The organism is Streptococcus hyointestinalis (genome assembly GCF_041225505.1).
Taxonomy (GTDB): Bacteria; Bacillota; Bacilli; order Lactobacillales; family Streptococcaceae; genus Streptococcus; species Streptococcus hyointestinalis_B.
The window spans coordinates 1-14162 of the sequence record NZ_JBCLSK010000042.1 but is presented as its reverse complement, the minus strand read 5'-3'; the positions used below and the strand labels follow the sequence as shown (position 1 = coordinate 14162).

Below are 14162 nucleotides of genomic sequence, written 5' to 3'. Positions count from 1 at the left end.
TAATGAATATGCTTTTTTGACCATAACAAAACACTCCTGTTTCTAGTTTACTAGATTTTCAACAGGAGTGTTTTTTTGTGTCTCATTTTTGGGGGCTAGTACCTAGGACTGCTTTTTTTCTCATTTTATGATATAATTAGCTTTCGGAGTTATGCTGATGAAACCATTAAAAAAACGGCTTGTGTCACTAGCATTTAGATAAATAAGGAATAAGAGCGCTATCAGGTCAACAGTCGCTTTTTTAGTGGTTTTATATTACAATAGAAATGACTGAAATGTAAAAAAGAGTAGTAATATGACAAAAAAAATCGGACTCGGAAAAGCGCATAGTAAGATTATTTTAATGGGGGAGCACTCGGTGGTGTATGGTTATCCAGCCATTGCTTTACCTCTGAAAAACATTGAAGTGGTTTGTCAGGTGACAAAGGGAAGCCATCCTTTAGAGCTTGATGTGACAGATCCGCTTGCCATGGCTATTTTTGCAGCGCTTGAGCATTTGGATAAGCAAGAGGAGTGCTTGGATGTTCACATCCAATCGCAAGTGCCTAAAAAGCGTGGCATGGGCTCCTCAGCAGCGGTTGCTATCGCTGCTATTCGTGGTGTTTTTGACTATTTTGAGGAGGACTTGTCGCTTGGGACACTGGAGTATCTGGTCAATCAAGCAGAGATGATTGCGCACACCAACCCTAGCGGTCTTGACGCCAAGACCTGTCTCAGTGAGGTGGCGATTAAGTTTATCCGAAATATCGGCTTTTCAGAAATCGCTCTCAATCTGGACGCGCACCTCTTGATAGCTGACACAGGTATCTATGGACACACCAGTGAAGCCGTTGAAAAGGTCAAAAGTCTAGGTGCACCAGCACTGCCTTTGCTAAAAGAGCTAGGCAATTTAGCAGAAACCGCAGAAAAAAGTATCGCAGCAGGTCAGCTAGAAGCGCTTGGTAGCAGTATGTTTGCAGCGCACCAAGCCCTAAGACAACTGGGTGTCAGTAGCAAAGAGTGCGACCACCTTGTCGCTATTGCCCAAAAAGAGGGTGCTATAGGCGCTAAAATGACAGGCGGCGGTCTAGGTGGATGTATTATCGCACTTGTCAAAAGCCAAGAAGAAGCTGAAAACCTCAGTAGTCAACTAAAGAAAGAAGGAGCAATCAATACATGGACGGAAAAACTGTAAGTGCCAAGTCTTACGCCAATATTGCCATTATCAAATATTGGGGCAAAGAGGATAGCCAAAAGATGATTCCCTCAACCAGCAGTATCTCTTTGACGCTAGAAAATATGTTTACCCAAACGACACTCACATGTTTACCAGACGACGCTAAAAGCGACTTGTTTTATATTGATGGTGTGCTCCAAGATGAGGCAGAGCATGCTAAGATGACGGCGGTTTTAGACCGCTTTAGGTATGGGAAAAGGCAGTTTGTCCGCATTGATACGACAAATAACATGCCAACAGCAGCAGGGCTTTCGTCGAGTTCTAGCGGCTTGTCTGCTCTCGTTTTAGCGGCTAATAAACTCTTTGAGACTAATCTCAGCCAAGAAGCGCTCGCTCAAGAAGCTAAGTTTGCCTCTGGCTCCTCGTCACGTTCCTTCTTTGGTCCTATCGCTGCTTGGGACAAGAAGAGCGGAGCGGTCTATCCCGTTGAGACTCAGTTAAAACTAGCTATGATTGTGCTAGTGCTTAATGACCAGAAAAAGCCTATCTCAAGCCGTGAGGGCATGAAGCGTTGTCATGATACCTCTACTAACTTTCAACAGTGGATTGAGCAGTCTGATAAAGATTACCCTCAAATGCTAGATTATTTAAAATCTGGAGACTTTGAGAAGGTAGGAGAGCTGACAGAACAAAATGCTCTTGCTATGCACGAGACGACACGAACCTCAAATCCTGCTTTTTCTTACCTAACCGACAAGTCCTACCAGGCAATGGAGTATGTGCGTGCACTTCGCAAGCAAGGAGAGCGCTGCTATTTCACCATGGACGCTGGACCAAACATCAAGGTACTCTGCTTAGAAGAGGACTTAGAGCATCTCTCTAAGCGCTTTGAGGAGGACTACACGATTATCGCATCTAGGACAAAGGAGATCAGATGATAGAGGTCACAACAGGTGGAAAGCTCTATATCGCTGGTGAGTACGCTATTTTAGCGCCCAAACAAACAGCGCTGCTGGCTTTTATCCCCATCTATATGCGTGCTAGTATCCAGTCAAGCAGCACCTATCAGCTCTCCTCTGACATGTTTGACTACAGCTGTGATATGGCAAGCCCTGACGCTAATTACGTTCTCATCCAAGAGACCGTTGCGGTGATGGAGGAGTATGCGCTCGCTTGTGGTCAGAAGCTTCAGCACTTTTCTCTTGCTATCACCGGTAAGCTAGAGCGTGATGGGCTAAAGCTAGGTATTGGCTCGAGCGGTAGCGTTGTGGTTTTGACGCTAAAGGCAATGGCTGCGCTCTATCAGCTTGATGTATCAGCTGATCTGCTGTTTAAGCTGGCAGCTTATGTGCTCTTAAAGCGTGGTGATAATGGCTCAATGGGTGATATTGCTTGTATTTCTTATGAGTCTTTGATCGCCTACACAGCCTTTGACAGAGAAGCGATGCGCCGTCAGATAGACTCGCACAGTTTACAAGAGGTGCTAGCGTCTGATTGGGGCTACAGTATTCGTCCAGTGCATTCTGTTGTAGATATTGACTTTTTGGTGGGCTGGACAAGACAACCCTCTATCTCAAAAGACATGATAAGGCGTGTCAAAGGTTCAATTGATGAAGCCTTTCTAACCGAGACAAATCAGCACGTTGTACGCTTGATAACTGCTCTTGAGACAGGTGATAAACCTGCTATCAAGGACAGTTTAGAGATGATTAGCACACTTCTTGACCAGCTCAGCCCTGCCATTTACAATGATAGCCTACGACGCTTAAAAACAGCTAGTTCTGGCTTAGACTGTGTCGCTAAGTCATCGGGTTCAGGTGGCGGTGATTGCGGGATTGCCCTCTCTTTTGATGAGAAGTCCAGCCAAACTCTGATTGAGCGCTGGAGAAAAGAGAGTATTACACTTCTCTTACAGGAAAGGTTATAGTTTTATGAGAAATCGCAAGGATGACCACATCAAGCACGCTCTTGCCTACCAGTCACCCTATAATAGCTTTGATGAGATGGAGCTGATTCAAGCGTCTCTGCCTAAGTACGCTCTTTGCGACATTGACCTTAGCACCAATTTTTTAGGGATGGACTTTGACTTTCCTTTTTACATCAATGCGATGACAGGAGGCAGCCAAAAAGCAGCAGCGGTCAATCAAAAGCTAGCGCAAGTAGCAGAGGCGACAGGTCTTGTCATGGTGACAGGCTCCTACAGTGCTGCCCTCAAAAATCCTCATGACCAGTCCTATCCACGACACGAGGACTATCCAAATCTTAAACTCGCAACCAACATCGGCTTAGATAAGCCCCTCTCAGCAGCACTTGCGACCATCAAGAGCATGCAGCCGCTCTTTTTACAAGTCCATGTCAATGTCATGCAAGAGCTTCTAATGCCAGAGGGCGAGCGGGATTTTAGTCAGTGGCAGAACCATTTACAGGACTATGTGCAAAATCTCTCAACCCCTCTTATGCTAAAAGAAGTTGGTTTTGGCATGGATCTTGCCAGTATCAAGAGAGCGTATGAGCTGGGCATTCGTTGTGTTGACATTTCTGGTCGAGGCGGCACCAGCTTTGCCTACATCGAAAATCAACGTGGCAAGAAGCTTGATTACCTAAACGACTGGGGGCAGACAACTGTACAAGCCCTGATAAATTCAAGTCCTATGATGGACAAGATGGACATCTTAGCATCAGGTGGCGTTCGCCATCCCCTTGATATGATTAAGTGCTTGGTGCTTGGTGCTAAGGCAGTCGGGCTATCACGGACGGTTTTAGAGCTTGTTGAGCGCTATCAAGTAGACCAAGTGATTGCTATTATCAACGGCTGGAAAGAAGAGTTGCGCCTTATCATGTGTGCTCTAAATTGCAAGAGCGTTGCTGATTTACGCCAAGTAGACTATCTCCTCTACGGACGACTAGCCCAGGCAAATCCACAGCACAAAAGAGAAGGTGTGACAAGCAGAAAGGAGGATAGCTTATGATTACACTACGCTATCGTGATTCTTACCAAATGGAGCGAGAGCAGGTTTATGACAATCCTGATGAGTTTTTACTCGCACTATCAGGCTGTGTCACTCTGCCTGACAGTACTCCTGTCTTAAGTGTCACTTATAAAGGCAAAGACCTTGGTTACAAAGGTAACTTTGGGGATTTGTACAAAACCTTTAGCCAGTTTGACTGGTCAGCAGTTAACTAATGAAAATAGTAGGCAAAAGCGGCTCTTTGTCAACTGTAGTGGGTAGATGAAAAGCTAACACCTAGAGAGAACCAAATTGGTTTTCTCTTTTTTGATGTTCAAAGCGATGAGAATGCGTTTTTTGAAGTTTTCAAAGTTCCTAAAACCATAAGCGTTTCGTTTGATGACCTTGATTAGATTGTTGGTCGCCTCCAGTTTTGCGTTGGAATAAGGTAAGGTGAGGGCATTGATGACCTTTTTCTTATCTTTTTGGAAGGTCTTAAAAACAGTTTGAAAAATTGGATCAACTTGCTTGAAATTGTCCTTGATGAGGGCAAAGAAATGGTCAGCGTTCTTCTCCTGAAAGTGGAAGAGCAAGAGCTGATAGAGGTCATAATGTTGTTTTAGGTCCTCTGAGTAATTGAGCAAGCGATCTCGAATCTCCCTATTTGTTAGGTGTTCTCTAAAAGTTGGTTGATAAAAGAGCTCGTCCTTCAGTTTTCGACTGTCTTGTTGTATCAGTTTCCAATAGCGTTTGAGGGCTCGATATTCAATTGATTTTAGGTCAAATTGATTCATGATTTGGATGCGGACACGATTCATAGCACGGCTCAGATGCTGGACGATGTGGAAACGATCGAGAACAATTTGGGCATGTGGGAATAGCTTTTTAGCTAGCTGATAATAAGGGCTATACATGTCCATGGTAATGAATTGCACACACTCACGGACTTTTCTGTGGTAACGAAGGAAATGGTTGCGAATGACCGCCTGAGTTCGTCCATCTAAGATAGCTAGGACCTCATTTGTTTCAAAGTCCTGAGCAATAAAGCTCATCTTCCCTTTCTTAAAGCTACTCATCCCAGATCATAACGGTCGGCAGGTAGTTGAGCTTGGTTTTAAATTGAAAATCGTTGAGCTTACGAATAACTGTTGAGGTTGATACGGATAGCTCCTCTGCGATCTTTGTCATGGAGGTCTTTTCGATGAGTTTCTGGGCGATTTTCTGGTTAAGGATAGTCGGGATTTGATGATTCTTCTTGACGAGAGGAGTCCCTGAGATCTGCATCTTGCGACAGTTGGAACAACGAAAGCGACGCTTCTTGAGGAGAATTCGACACTTGTAGCCGACACAGTCTAGATAGGGGATTTTAGACGATTTTTGGAAGTCGTACCTTCCCATTTTCTCTCCACAAGCAGGACAGTTTGGAGCATCGTAATCAAGAGAAGCGATGATTTCTTTGTGGGTTTCACAATCAATCAGGTCCTGAATGGTGATATTTTGGTCTTTTAATCCGAGTAGTTTTGTGATAGTATTGAAGTGTTCCATATGAGCCTTTCTAATGAGTTGTTTTAGCGCTTTTCATTATAGGTCATATGGGACTTTTTTTCTACACACGAAAAGGCTCCATAATCTCTGCTTGGGATTTACCCACTACAGAAATTATAGAGCCGCAAAAGCCTGCTGTTTTTTCTATGGTAAAAACATTTTCCTCTCATTACTAGACATTTTAAAAAAATGCAACGTAAGTGGTAAGAGTTTTTAGAATAACAAATAATCCTGTATTTACAAAGGAGAACGGAGAAATCTGTTCTCCTTTTTGTTCGCTTAAAATATCATAAGGAAAGGAAATTCACCATGAAAGGTCTTGAGCTGGTAATGGACATAGATACGTTGGAAATCTATGAAGTTATTGATCATGATGCTGAGGAAGAGATGATAGATGAAGATGGTATACCTTCTTACAAGGGAAAAATATCATTGACACCTTGTTATTGTATTCAACAGACATTATTTGATTTTCTTGATAACGATAATACATCATAAAAGCGAAGGTAAAGTTATGGATAGAGAAAGTTTATATCAACAGTTAGTTAACAGTGACCCTTTGGGTTTTATTGATCCCTTTGAGGATTTGGGAGAATTTGATTCTGTTCAGATGAAGTTTAAAGAACCTGTTAGTATGTTGAAAAATAAATACTCTGGTCAACCTTACAATCTCAACTGGCAGAAGAAAATTGAAGAAATGAGGGTACTGTATATTCAGTATCAGAAGTTATTAAAACTAGAGGATCAAGAACAGCGTATCCACAAAAGGCTTAGAAATAAGAAGGCTAGGGAACATGTTCATGAAATTGTCACAACCTATTTAAAACTAGGTTTTAGATTCAGAGAGATTGAGTCTAAAGTTGCTCTTTTCAATACTCGTCTTCGTCGCAATTGGAAAAGAAGTGACTATGTCATGACAGTAAATGCTGAGTTCTATTTGAAAAAGGATCTACAAAATGGTTATTGTTCCCCAAATTCGTTTCCTCCTCGGAATATGAAAATAAATTAAACTAGAAAGACTAGTATAGTCAAAGTAAAAATAAGAAAAAGTTAGTTAAATGGTAAATCAGATAAAGACAATCTATGATTTAATCCTCAAAAATGGATTAAGACAAACCAAATTTAAAAATAGCCACCTTCAGTCAGTCTCTTCAGCTGAAGAAGATAAACGAGGCTCTATCTTTGCTTATCGATCTAAAACAAATATGATTAAAGCGCATGGACTGGTTTTGACATCGATAGAAGCACTTTTAGAAAATCAAGATAGCTTCACTCATTGGACACCAAACGTCTATCGTTATGGCTCTTACAGTGACGCTAAGCGAAAAGTGACACGTGGACATTCAGAAGATAATCTCAGACAGATTAACACCTTCTATATTGACTTCGACGTGCATTCTTCAGCTGAAGAGATGACTTCTGGAGATATTCTAACAGCTGCTATTGACTTAGGGTTCATGCCTACGCTGATTTTAAAGTCAAATAAAGGCTATCAAGCCTATTTCGTGCTCTCTGAGCCAGCTTATGTGACTGCACATTCACAGTTTCGAGTGGTGAAAGTGGCGAAAGCTATCTCTCAAAACTTGCGTCACTATTTCGCTCAGTCTTTACCAGTTGATATGACATGCAATCATTTTGGGATTGCTCGTATGCCTCGGACAGATAACGTCGAGTTCTTTCACGAGGACTACAAATATTCTTTCCAGGAGTGGTTAGACTGGTCAATGAAGCAGTCAGATTTACCATTTCCGAGCAAGAAACCAAATTTAACTGTTATCACAGGAACTGCAGGGATAAAACAAATTGATGAGCCTTGGTACAAAATGCTGATGAATGAGTCTAATATCAAAGGTGCTAAAGCATTGATGGGTAGAAATAACGTTCTCTTTACTTTAGCGCTTGCTAACTTCTCATCTGGTGTTTCTCAGAGCGATTGTGAGGACGTTTTAGCTGATTTCAATGGACAACTGGACGAACCTGTTGCTTCAGGTGAGCTTCTGAAGCTTATTGCGAGCGCTTATTCTGAAAAATATGAAGCAGCTAGTCGTGATTACATCACTATTTTATGTAAAGCATGGGTCAACGAAAATCTAAAAGCCTCAGATTTGTTTGCAAAACAAGGCTGGTATAAATTCAAGAAGAAGCGTACTGAACGTAAATACAGTCATCTTCACGAGTGGAAAGCTGATCTTATGGCGTATCTTGAGGACTTTAATCAATCTACAGACCCTTTTATCCAAACGACAAAAAAGACTCTCAGGGAGGCGTTACACATCCCTGAGCGTTCACTCGATAAAGTTCTCAAAGCTCTTAAAGCAGAACAAAAGATTTTCTTTACCATCAAAGCTGGTCGTGGTGGCGGTATCAGACTAGCATCGGTTAAAGCAATTGTCCTTTCCCTTATCAGGGTGAAAAAAGAGCGTCAGGAGGCTTATTTTGCGAACATAGCTGCTTTCTTTGATGAAAGCTTAGGATTCACTAAAAAGGTGATAGAAGGGGTTAAAAATGGGCTTAAACAAGCACGACAATTATCTTTATTCGAGGCTGATGTTGGTTAAAAAAGAAAACCCGCAAACTGCCATTACATTTATATCTATGATAATGGTAAGCTGGGCTAACTGTAGCCAAAAGTAAACCAATAAATATTAGTATTAACATACTAAGTCCTAGAGAAGAAACAAAGAGGAGAGAGAAGATGAAAATTTTATTAGTTGTTATTAGTATTATTGTTTGTTTTAGTGTTCTAACAATAGGTATTTTAAAAGGAAATCATAAGGTTAGATATGCAAATGGGTATGACAGCGAGTTGGAAGCTGACTATCAGACTATAATTAATCAAAATAAAGAGAAAGATAGGGAGATGAAATGAAATACATTATTTTTAGTTTTGCGGAAGGAGATTACCTTTATGATGATAATGGAAAACTCTTAGTTTTTGAGAGTCAAGGCTTAGCGTTTCAGTATATGCAAACCCACTATCATCAACCGTTGCCAAAGCATAAAACCAAAAAGATTATGAACTACCCAAAATATTATCAAGCACCATTTAAGTGTCACAAAGTTTGCTAGGAGAAAAGGAGAGAGTAATATGCAAAACAAGGAAAATACCAAAATTGTACGTGGCTATTATCTGACAGGACTGGGACAAGAACCGCTAGCTTATTATTTTAAAATAACTGCTGATTTTCCTGACTATGAAACACTGAAGGTAGGAGATGTAGCCATGACCTTTTATCAGAATGCTGAAGCTATTACGAGTATTCCAGCACTGATTAGAGTAGATGGTTTGATTGAGACAGAAAAACAGGTGCTAGAGTTTCTTCAAAGCGAGAAAAAGGACCACTTTCCTATGCTACCAATCGTTGATGTTTATGATGACTTTGATCCCTTGCGCTTTAAGCGGATGATGGAGACTTTTGAGCGTCTAAAAGCAGACATCAAACGATTAGCTAAGGTGACCTATGTTCAAGGCGACTTGTTTGATTTTCTAGGAGGTGAAGGCTAATGACAGGTAAATTTTCACTTCTTAGATTGATTTGTGGGACGTTGCTCGCCTTTGGAATATTAGTTTTTGTGGTAATTGGTATGCAGGATACCTGGAGAGACCATGTTGCTAAAGATTACGATAAGCATCTCACAGAACAGGTCTATGTAGAAGCAGTGGTCAATCAGAACGCTAATCTAGTTTTTTATCGAACAGGTTGCCCATATTGCGAAGCGGGCAAAACAGCAGTAGTCGTGGCTGCTCAAAAGAGTGCCTATCCAACTTTTTACATCGATGTTGAGTCAAAATTAGGTCAACAGTTAGTCAAGAAGTATCACGTAGAAGTTGCTGCTACTTTGATTCAAATTAGGGATGGTAAGACCAAATTGTTTCACTATGCTATGAAGACTAGCGCTGGAAAATATCAGCCTAAGACAGAAAGTATTGAGGAGGCGTTCAATGACTGATAAAAATAAAGACCCTCAACTAGAACGAAATATGCTCGTTATTGAAATGATTGTACGTTCATATTCGACAGAATCATTTCTATGGAGTTTCTTATATTTGATCGCAGCCGCTACTCAAATTATTTTCTTTTTACTCTCATTTATATTAGCTTTATTCTTAATGCTTGGCTTAATACTAGGATTTTGTCTCAAAGGTACACCTATTCCATTAGAGGCTTATAATTGTCTCATTGTTTACTGGGCATTATTTACTATTACTGCCATGCTTTCTAGAATTGTGCTAGAACTAAAGAGATGAAGCTTTGTGGCTCACGCTAGAGCTTATTCCAGAAAAACTGAGTTGTATTTAGAGGTGAACTTATGGGAAATTTAATCTATGCGATTGGTCATGGGCTATTTGCCTTTGCTTTACTTTTTGTCTGGTTTATGCCTGTTTTTCAGGTGAGACTAACTTTAGGACAAAAGCAAAAGGAGTACACTTGGAAGCTCTCAATAGCTCTAACTATGCTGATAAAAATAATAAAACCAGACTGCAAAATCAGTTTTCTGGGGTGGAGGTAAGAGATGAAAAAACAGAGAATATTAGCACAGAAGATGAAGCGCCCAAGTTCTCACAGGATTGGAAAACGGATAGATTTTTCAAAGGATACTCGAAGACAAAAGAATCTATTTCCTCCAATTGACCCATTTGAGGTACCTCCAATTTCGGAGAAAAAAGAGGAGGCATTGAAAGTCAAAAAAGAATACAGACGGCTGAAGAAACAGGTTATTGTGGGCTCTTTGATGACTATTTTAGTCGGCATCTATGTTTTATTCTGCATGGGATTCTTAATTTTTGGATGGATTCAATTGGAACTGCATTCATTTATGGATTTATCTGGTGTCCTAGCTTACATGAAAACGTTAGAGACCGTTGTATTAAATCCTGTCTATCTAGCGATTGCTGTTTTCGCTCTAATCGTTGGTGACACACTCAAAACCAATGTAAGAAAGGAAATTGAAGAAAATAAAGAGATACAAAAAATAATAAAGTCAAAAAAAGAGTTCAAGAGATTCCAAAAAGAACTTGAAAATCGGTTTTATGTTGAAAGACGGTTCTATCTATTTGGATTCATACCCCTAGGTAAAGTAAAATACAGGAACGATAGGATCATAGATTAAAGGACAAAGTCCATTCAAAGTTAGAATACAGAAAGAAAAATTATGAGTAAGAAAGAATTTAAAATAACAAGTATTTTTTGCATCAATTGGTTAATCAGAATAGGTGTTGCTGGTCTGCTTTACGCTTTTACAGGGTTCATGTTTGGTTTAATACCTGCGATAGCAGTTGGAACGTACAAGGGCATTCATCTCGACTTATCTAAATCATTGAGTAGTATTTTCACGATACTACTATTTGGAGGGTGCATTTGTTGTCTTTTTGGTTTCGCCATAACAGAACTATCTTCAAAAAAGAAAATCTCAAACAAGAGATACGGCATCGCTTTAGTAAAATTTATCCTCTTTTACGCATGCTTTGTGTTTGCAGATGGATACTTGGAAAAGCATGGTTCGTCTGCAGCCCTAAAACTACTGTCGGATCTATTTATTTATTGGGGAGTAGGCTTGAGTTTTCTTCTTGTCACAAAAACCATTCTTCCTAACATATACGAATGGTACTTAATGAAACACGTTTTGAATAAAGGATATTTAGGCTATAGAACTTTTAATGACCCAGTAGAACACCCTAATATTTTTAGTGACTTAGATAATATGGGTGAGGACGTTGATTATTCAAAACGCATTGAAGTAATCAATAAACGTGCAATACAAGAACCTTATGTCAACATCATCAAAGTAGACCGACTGGTTCATGAAATTGCAGTAAGTCCCAATTACCAGCCTTACCCATATGAGGTGGTTCATTTAGATTTGCGAGTAACCATTACTAAGAAGAAGTGGACACTCTACGACTTCAAGTTAATATCACTCGACATCGACAAAAGGGACGCTCTGATAATGGTTGGTCAACGTCCTGTAGATAGAAAAGAAAGGAAGTACCCAATGTGATTGATAATATTAAAAGCTTGATTGAAAAAACAAAATCTAGCTCTATTGCTAGACCTTTTGTAGCCATAAATAAATGGTTTCAAGAAAATGTGATTAAACGAAAGTTAGTCATTTTTATGACACTGTTTGCTGCTTGGTTGAGTTTATTGTTAGGTGCTGTTTACTCTCCACAACGTCAAACTTATAGCGATGAGCAGCTCAAAACCAAACGAACATTTGAGAATGGTACGGGTGAAATTAGGCTGATGAGTCAGATGTATTCTCCCAAAACTGGAGTCATTGTACTTCAATTTGAAACGAAAGATGCAACCTCTCCAGTTGATCGAGGTATAGATACTAAGCGTTTAAAATGGAACCTATATGCGCAGAATAAAACAGCAGATACGACGATGGAAATTGTACCAATTGTTGATAATAAAATTTCAGTCATTATCCGAAATGTGCCTAAAAATTTTGGAGCTTATGCCATTGATATTAGGAATAAAACAGTTGTGACTAGCTCCATCGATGTTGATGTTTCTAGCTCCTCAGATGAGCAGGAGAAGACTTCAAAAACAACAGATAACGCTAATGATAACCTTGTTCAATTTTATGTGACAACTCAAAATAGTAAGCTAAAAGAAAAGCACATCAAGAGTGTTTCTCGTGAAGAGTTCGCCTTGTCAGAAATATCCGAAGAGAGAACTTTCCAAGAAGGTCAAATAAAAAAACTGAGTAAGTCTATCAAGCAGTTGAAAGCATCTATCGAGGATGATGAGTCTCGTAAGGCTGGACTTGTCAAAGAGGCAGAATATCTCTCAGGTGATGATTTAGAGTCTAATCAAAAAGATATTGCAACGCTTGAGAGTAACATTGAAACGAAAAATAGATCTATCGAAACAGCTACTCAAAATATCGAAAAAGTTCAGATTAAAATTGAGGCTTTGAAGAAAAAAGAAGCAGCTATTAAGGACGGAACATTTGAGTTTTCAAATTCAATTGAGACAATAAAAATGAAATAATGAAAGGAATAATATCATGAAAAAGAACCTCCCAAAATGGAAATCACTCAATAAAAAAGCCCTACGATTTATCATCCTGTTTTTACACTCTTCCCCTTCGGTAAGCGGTATGATTTTTTCCACAAGTTAACCACATTTAAGCTCAGTCGAAGAGCTGCTTTTACTGTAACAGGTACTAGACCTAATAAGAAGTAAACAAATAGATGGGTTCCCTGATTTAAATTGGGGAACCTTTTTCTTTTGAACTTGTCCCCTTAACACACAAAATTTGATTATCCCTTACACTAATAATGTCAATAAAAAATAAGGAGGCTATTGTATGGCTAAAAAGAACTTAAATAAAATTGATTTGGAACTCGAAGAAGCAAAGAAAAAAGTTGCTTTGCTAGAAAATGAAAGGCGTCTAGCGGAAGAAAATATTCAAAGACAAATTGGTAAACTCTACGTTCAGGTTCAATTGAAAAAAGACAAAAATCAATCTTACGAAACACTCCTAGATGACCTCAAAACAGAATTGGCAATTCTCAAAGAAGAGGAAAAAGCGAAACGAGAGGCTGCCAAAAAAGAACGCCAAGAAGAGATGCAGCTAAGTTAAAAATCTCCTCTTTCTCAGCTGAATAGACATTAAAATAACGTGAAAACTAGTGTGTACTAGTGGTTATTGCTGTGTGTTTTAGTGTGTGGTTATTGTGTGTATCACGCTATCTATGTGTGTTTATGTGTGTTTAGGTGTGTTTTAGGATGTGTGTACTGTGTAGGCGTAGCCGAGAAAATTGATATCATGGGAAACGTTGATACTATCAACTCCACACGGAACGTGGGGACAGTTTCCCTTATGCTCTTTTCTAACACAACACACAAAAAAAGAGGCATTAGACTCCGCAGTGTGTGTTAGTGTGTGGAAAAACCGCAAAAGTAGAACCGTTTTGGTTCGTGACGTTGCGAGGTTAAGGTTTTCTTTTTTGCTTCTTTTTGCTTTTTGCCTCGTCAAAAGAAAAAAGAAGGCGCATTTTTTTGTAGAAAGGAGAGAAAATGGATATTTTGATAAGAGGGTTATCCAATCAAGAGGTGGATTACCTAAAAGCTCTTGCAAAAGAACAAAAAGCAAAATCTTTTAATGCGTTTTTGGTTGCTATGTGCCGTGAAAAAATTGAAAAAGGCAAATTCAATTTGGTTGAGGCAAACTATCTAGCGCATTTAGAAAATATGAAATTGACATCTGACCATGTGTTGTTTTTAACGCAAAAACAGACATCCCTATTATCTGATTTTGAAGAAAAAATGACTCGGTATGCTGACCATATTTCTCGTTGGTTAGAATATGAGGGGGAGGTCGAAAGTGATGACTAAAGAAATTAAAATTAGGTCTATCCCAGAAAAAACATTAGCACAACTACAAATGTTATCTAAGAAATATCAGTACCCCTCATTCAACGAATTTATGCTCGCTCAATTGCAGCGTATTGTTGAAAATGGTGGGTTAGATTTGTACGATAATAAGTTTGCGGAAAC

The 14162-nt window shown here is 39.5% G+C and carries 20 protein-coding genes; 19 read left to right on the top strand and 1 reads right to left on the bottom strand.

The features are described 5' to 3' along the window. The first annotated feature begins 295 nt into the window (after positions 1-295). From mvk to AALA56_RS08755, 5 genes are read left to right on the top strand one after another with little or no spacing between them, the layout of a single operon-like run. Positions 296-1174, top strand: a complete 879-nt coding sequence (gene mvk / locus AALA56_RS08775) for a mevalonate kinase (protein WP_277280897.1) — start codon at positions 296-298, stop codon at positions 1172-1174. Then, on the top strand, positions 1156-2094 hold the full coding sequence (gene mvaD, locus AALA56_RS08770; protein WP_369909672.1) for a diphosphomevalonate decarboxylase: 939 nt from the start codon (positions 1156-1158) through the stop codon (positions 2092-2094). The genes mvk and mvaD overlap by 19 nt, the downstream gene beginning before the upstream one ends. Beyond that, complete coding sequence (locus AALA56_RS08765) at positions 2091-3083, top strand: phosphomevalonate kinase (RefSeq protein ID WP_369909671.1); 993 nt, start codon at positions 2091-2093, stop codon at positions 3081-3083. Before mvaD ends, AALA56_RS08765 begins: the two co-directional genes overlap by 4 nt. A gap of 4 nt (positions 3084-3087) precedes the next feature. Further along, a complete protein-coding gene (gene fni, locus AALA56_RS08760) occupies positions 3088-4125 on the top strand; it encodes a type 2 isopentenyl-diphosphate Delta-isomerase (RefSeq protein ID WP_369909670.1) in 1038 nt (345 codons plus the stop codon). Next, on the top strand, positions 4122-4340 hold the full coding sequence (locus AALA56_RS08755; protein WP_164683252.1) for a DUF4649 family protein: 219 nt from the start codon (positions 4122-4124) through the stop codon (positions 4338-4340). The genes fni and AALA56_RS08755 overlap by 4 nt, the downstream gene beginning before the upstream one ends. Before the next feature lie 54 nt (positions 4341-4394). On the opposite strand, the gene AALA56_RS08750 is transcribed toward AALA56_RS08755, so the two are convergent. Next, positions 4395-5649 (bottom strand): ISL3 family transposase gene (locus AALA56_RS08750; RefSeq protein WP_369909669.1). Its coding sequence is split into 2 segments (ribosomal slippage): positions 4395-5175 and positions 5174-5649, totalling 1257 coding nucleotides; the frame shifts between segments, so codons are not numbered across the junction. A gap of 309 nt (positions 5650-5958) precedes the next feature. Between AALA56_RS08750 and AALA56_RS08745 the strand changes: the two genes are divergently transcribed. The 14 genes from AALA56_RS08745 to AALA56_RS08680 all read left to right on the top strand — a co-directional run bounded on the left by AALA56_RS08745 (position 5959) and on the right by AALA56_RS08680 (position 14000). Beyond that, positions 5959-6147 (top strand): hypothetical protein, encoded by a 189-nt coding sequence (locus tag AALA56_RS08745; protein WP_369909668.1) that lies wholly within the window; start codon positions 5959-5961, stop codon positions 6145-6147. Between the two features lie 16 nt (positions 6148-6163). Continuing rightward, positions 6164-6658 carry a modification methylase Sau96I gene (locus AALA56_RS08740; RefSeq protein WP_369909667.1) on the top strand — a complete coding sequence of 165 codons (495 nt, stop codon included), beginning with the start codon at positions 6164-6166 and terminating at the stop codon, positions 6656-6658. 49 nt (positions 6659-6707) lie between these two features. Then, positions 6708-8207, top strand: a complete 1500-nt coding sequence (locus tag AALA56_RS08735) for a primase C-terminal domain-containing protein (protein ID WP_369909666.1) — start codon at positions 6708-6710, stop codon at positions 8205-8207. 137 nt (positions 8208-8344) lie between these two features. After that, positions 8345-8518 carry a hypothetical protein gene (locus AALA56_RS08730; RefSeq protein WP_369909665.1) on the top strand — a complete coding sequence of 58 codons (174 nt, stop codon included), beginning with the start codon at positions 8345-8347 and terminating at the stop codon, positions 8516-8518. Continuing rightward, a complete protein-coding gene (locus AALA56_RS08725; RefSeq protein ID WP_061459199.1) occupies positions 8515-8718 on the top strand; it encodes a hypothetical protein in 204 nt (67 codons plus the stop codon). Before AALA56_RS08730 ends, AALA56_RS08725 begins: the two co-directional genes overlap by 4 nt. 19 nt (positions 8719-8737) lie before the next feature. Beyond that, positions 8738-9154 (top strand): hypothetical protein, encoded by a 417-nt coding sequence (locus AALA56_RS08720; RefSeq protein ID WP_369909664.1) that lies wholly within the window; start codon positions 8738-8740, stop codon positions 9152-9154. Beyond that, the gene (locus tag AALA56_RS08715; RefSeq protein ID WP_369909663.1) at positions 9154-9600 is read left to right on the top strand and encodes a thioredoxin; all 447 of its coding nucleotides are present in this window, start codon (positions 9154-9156) and stop codon (positions 9598-9600) included. The genes AALA56_RS08720 and AALA56_RS08715 overlap by 1 nt, the downstream gene beginning before the upstream one ends. Then, positions 9593-9898: a hypothetical protein gene (locus tag AALA56_RS08710; protein WP_369909662.1), complete on the top strand. Its 306-nt coding sequence runs from the start codon at positions 9593-9595 to the stop codon at positions 9896-9898. Before AALA56_RS08715 ends, AALA56_RS08710 begins: the two co-directional genes overlap by 8 nt. 62 nt (positions 9899-9960) lie before the next feature. Further along, positions 9961-10161 carry a hypothetical protein gene (locus tag AALA56_RS08705; RefSeq protein WP_369909661.1) on the top strand — a complete coding sequence of 67 codons (201 nt, stop codon included), beginning with the start codon at positions 9961-9963 and terminating at the stop codon, positions 10159-10161. Positions 10162-10164: 3 nt separating this feature from the next. Next, complete coding sequence (locus AALA56_RS08700) at positions 10165-10761, top strand: hypothetical protein (protein WP_369909660.1); 597 nt, start codon at positions 10165-10167, stop codon at positions 10759-10761. A gap of 42 nt (positions 10762-10803) precedes the next feature. Beyond that, a complete protein-coding gene (locus AALA56_RS08695) occupies positions 10804-11649 on the top strand; it encodes a hypothetical protein (RefSeq protein ID WP_369909659.1) in 846 nt (281 codons plus the stop codon). Next, positions 11646-12650 (top strand): hypothetical protein, encoded by a 1005-nt coding sequence (locus AALA56_RS08690; protein WP_369909658.1) that lies wholly within the window; start codon positions 11646-11648, stop codon positions 12648-12650. The genes AALA56_RS08695 and AALA56_RS08690 overlap by 4 nt, the downstream gene beginning before the upstream one ends. A 319-nt stretch (positions 12651-12969) precedes the next feature. Then, entirely contained in the window at positions 12970-13245 is a 276-nt protein-coding gene (locus AALA56_RS08685; protein ID WP_369909656.1) for a hypothetical protein, read from the top strand. Positions 13246-13682: 437 nt separating this feature from the next. Beyond that, a complete protein-coding gene (locus tag AALA56_RS08680) occupies positions 13683-14000 on the top strand; it encodes a hypothetical protein (protein ID WP_369909655.1) in 318 nt (105 codons plus the stop codon). Positions 14001-14162 lie beyond the last annotated feature (162 nt).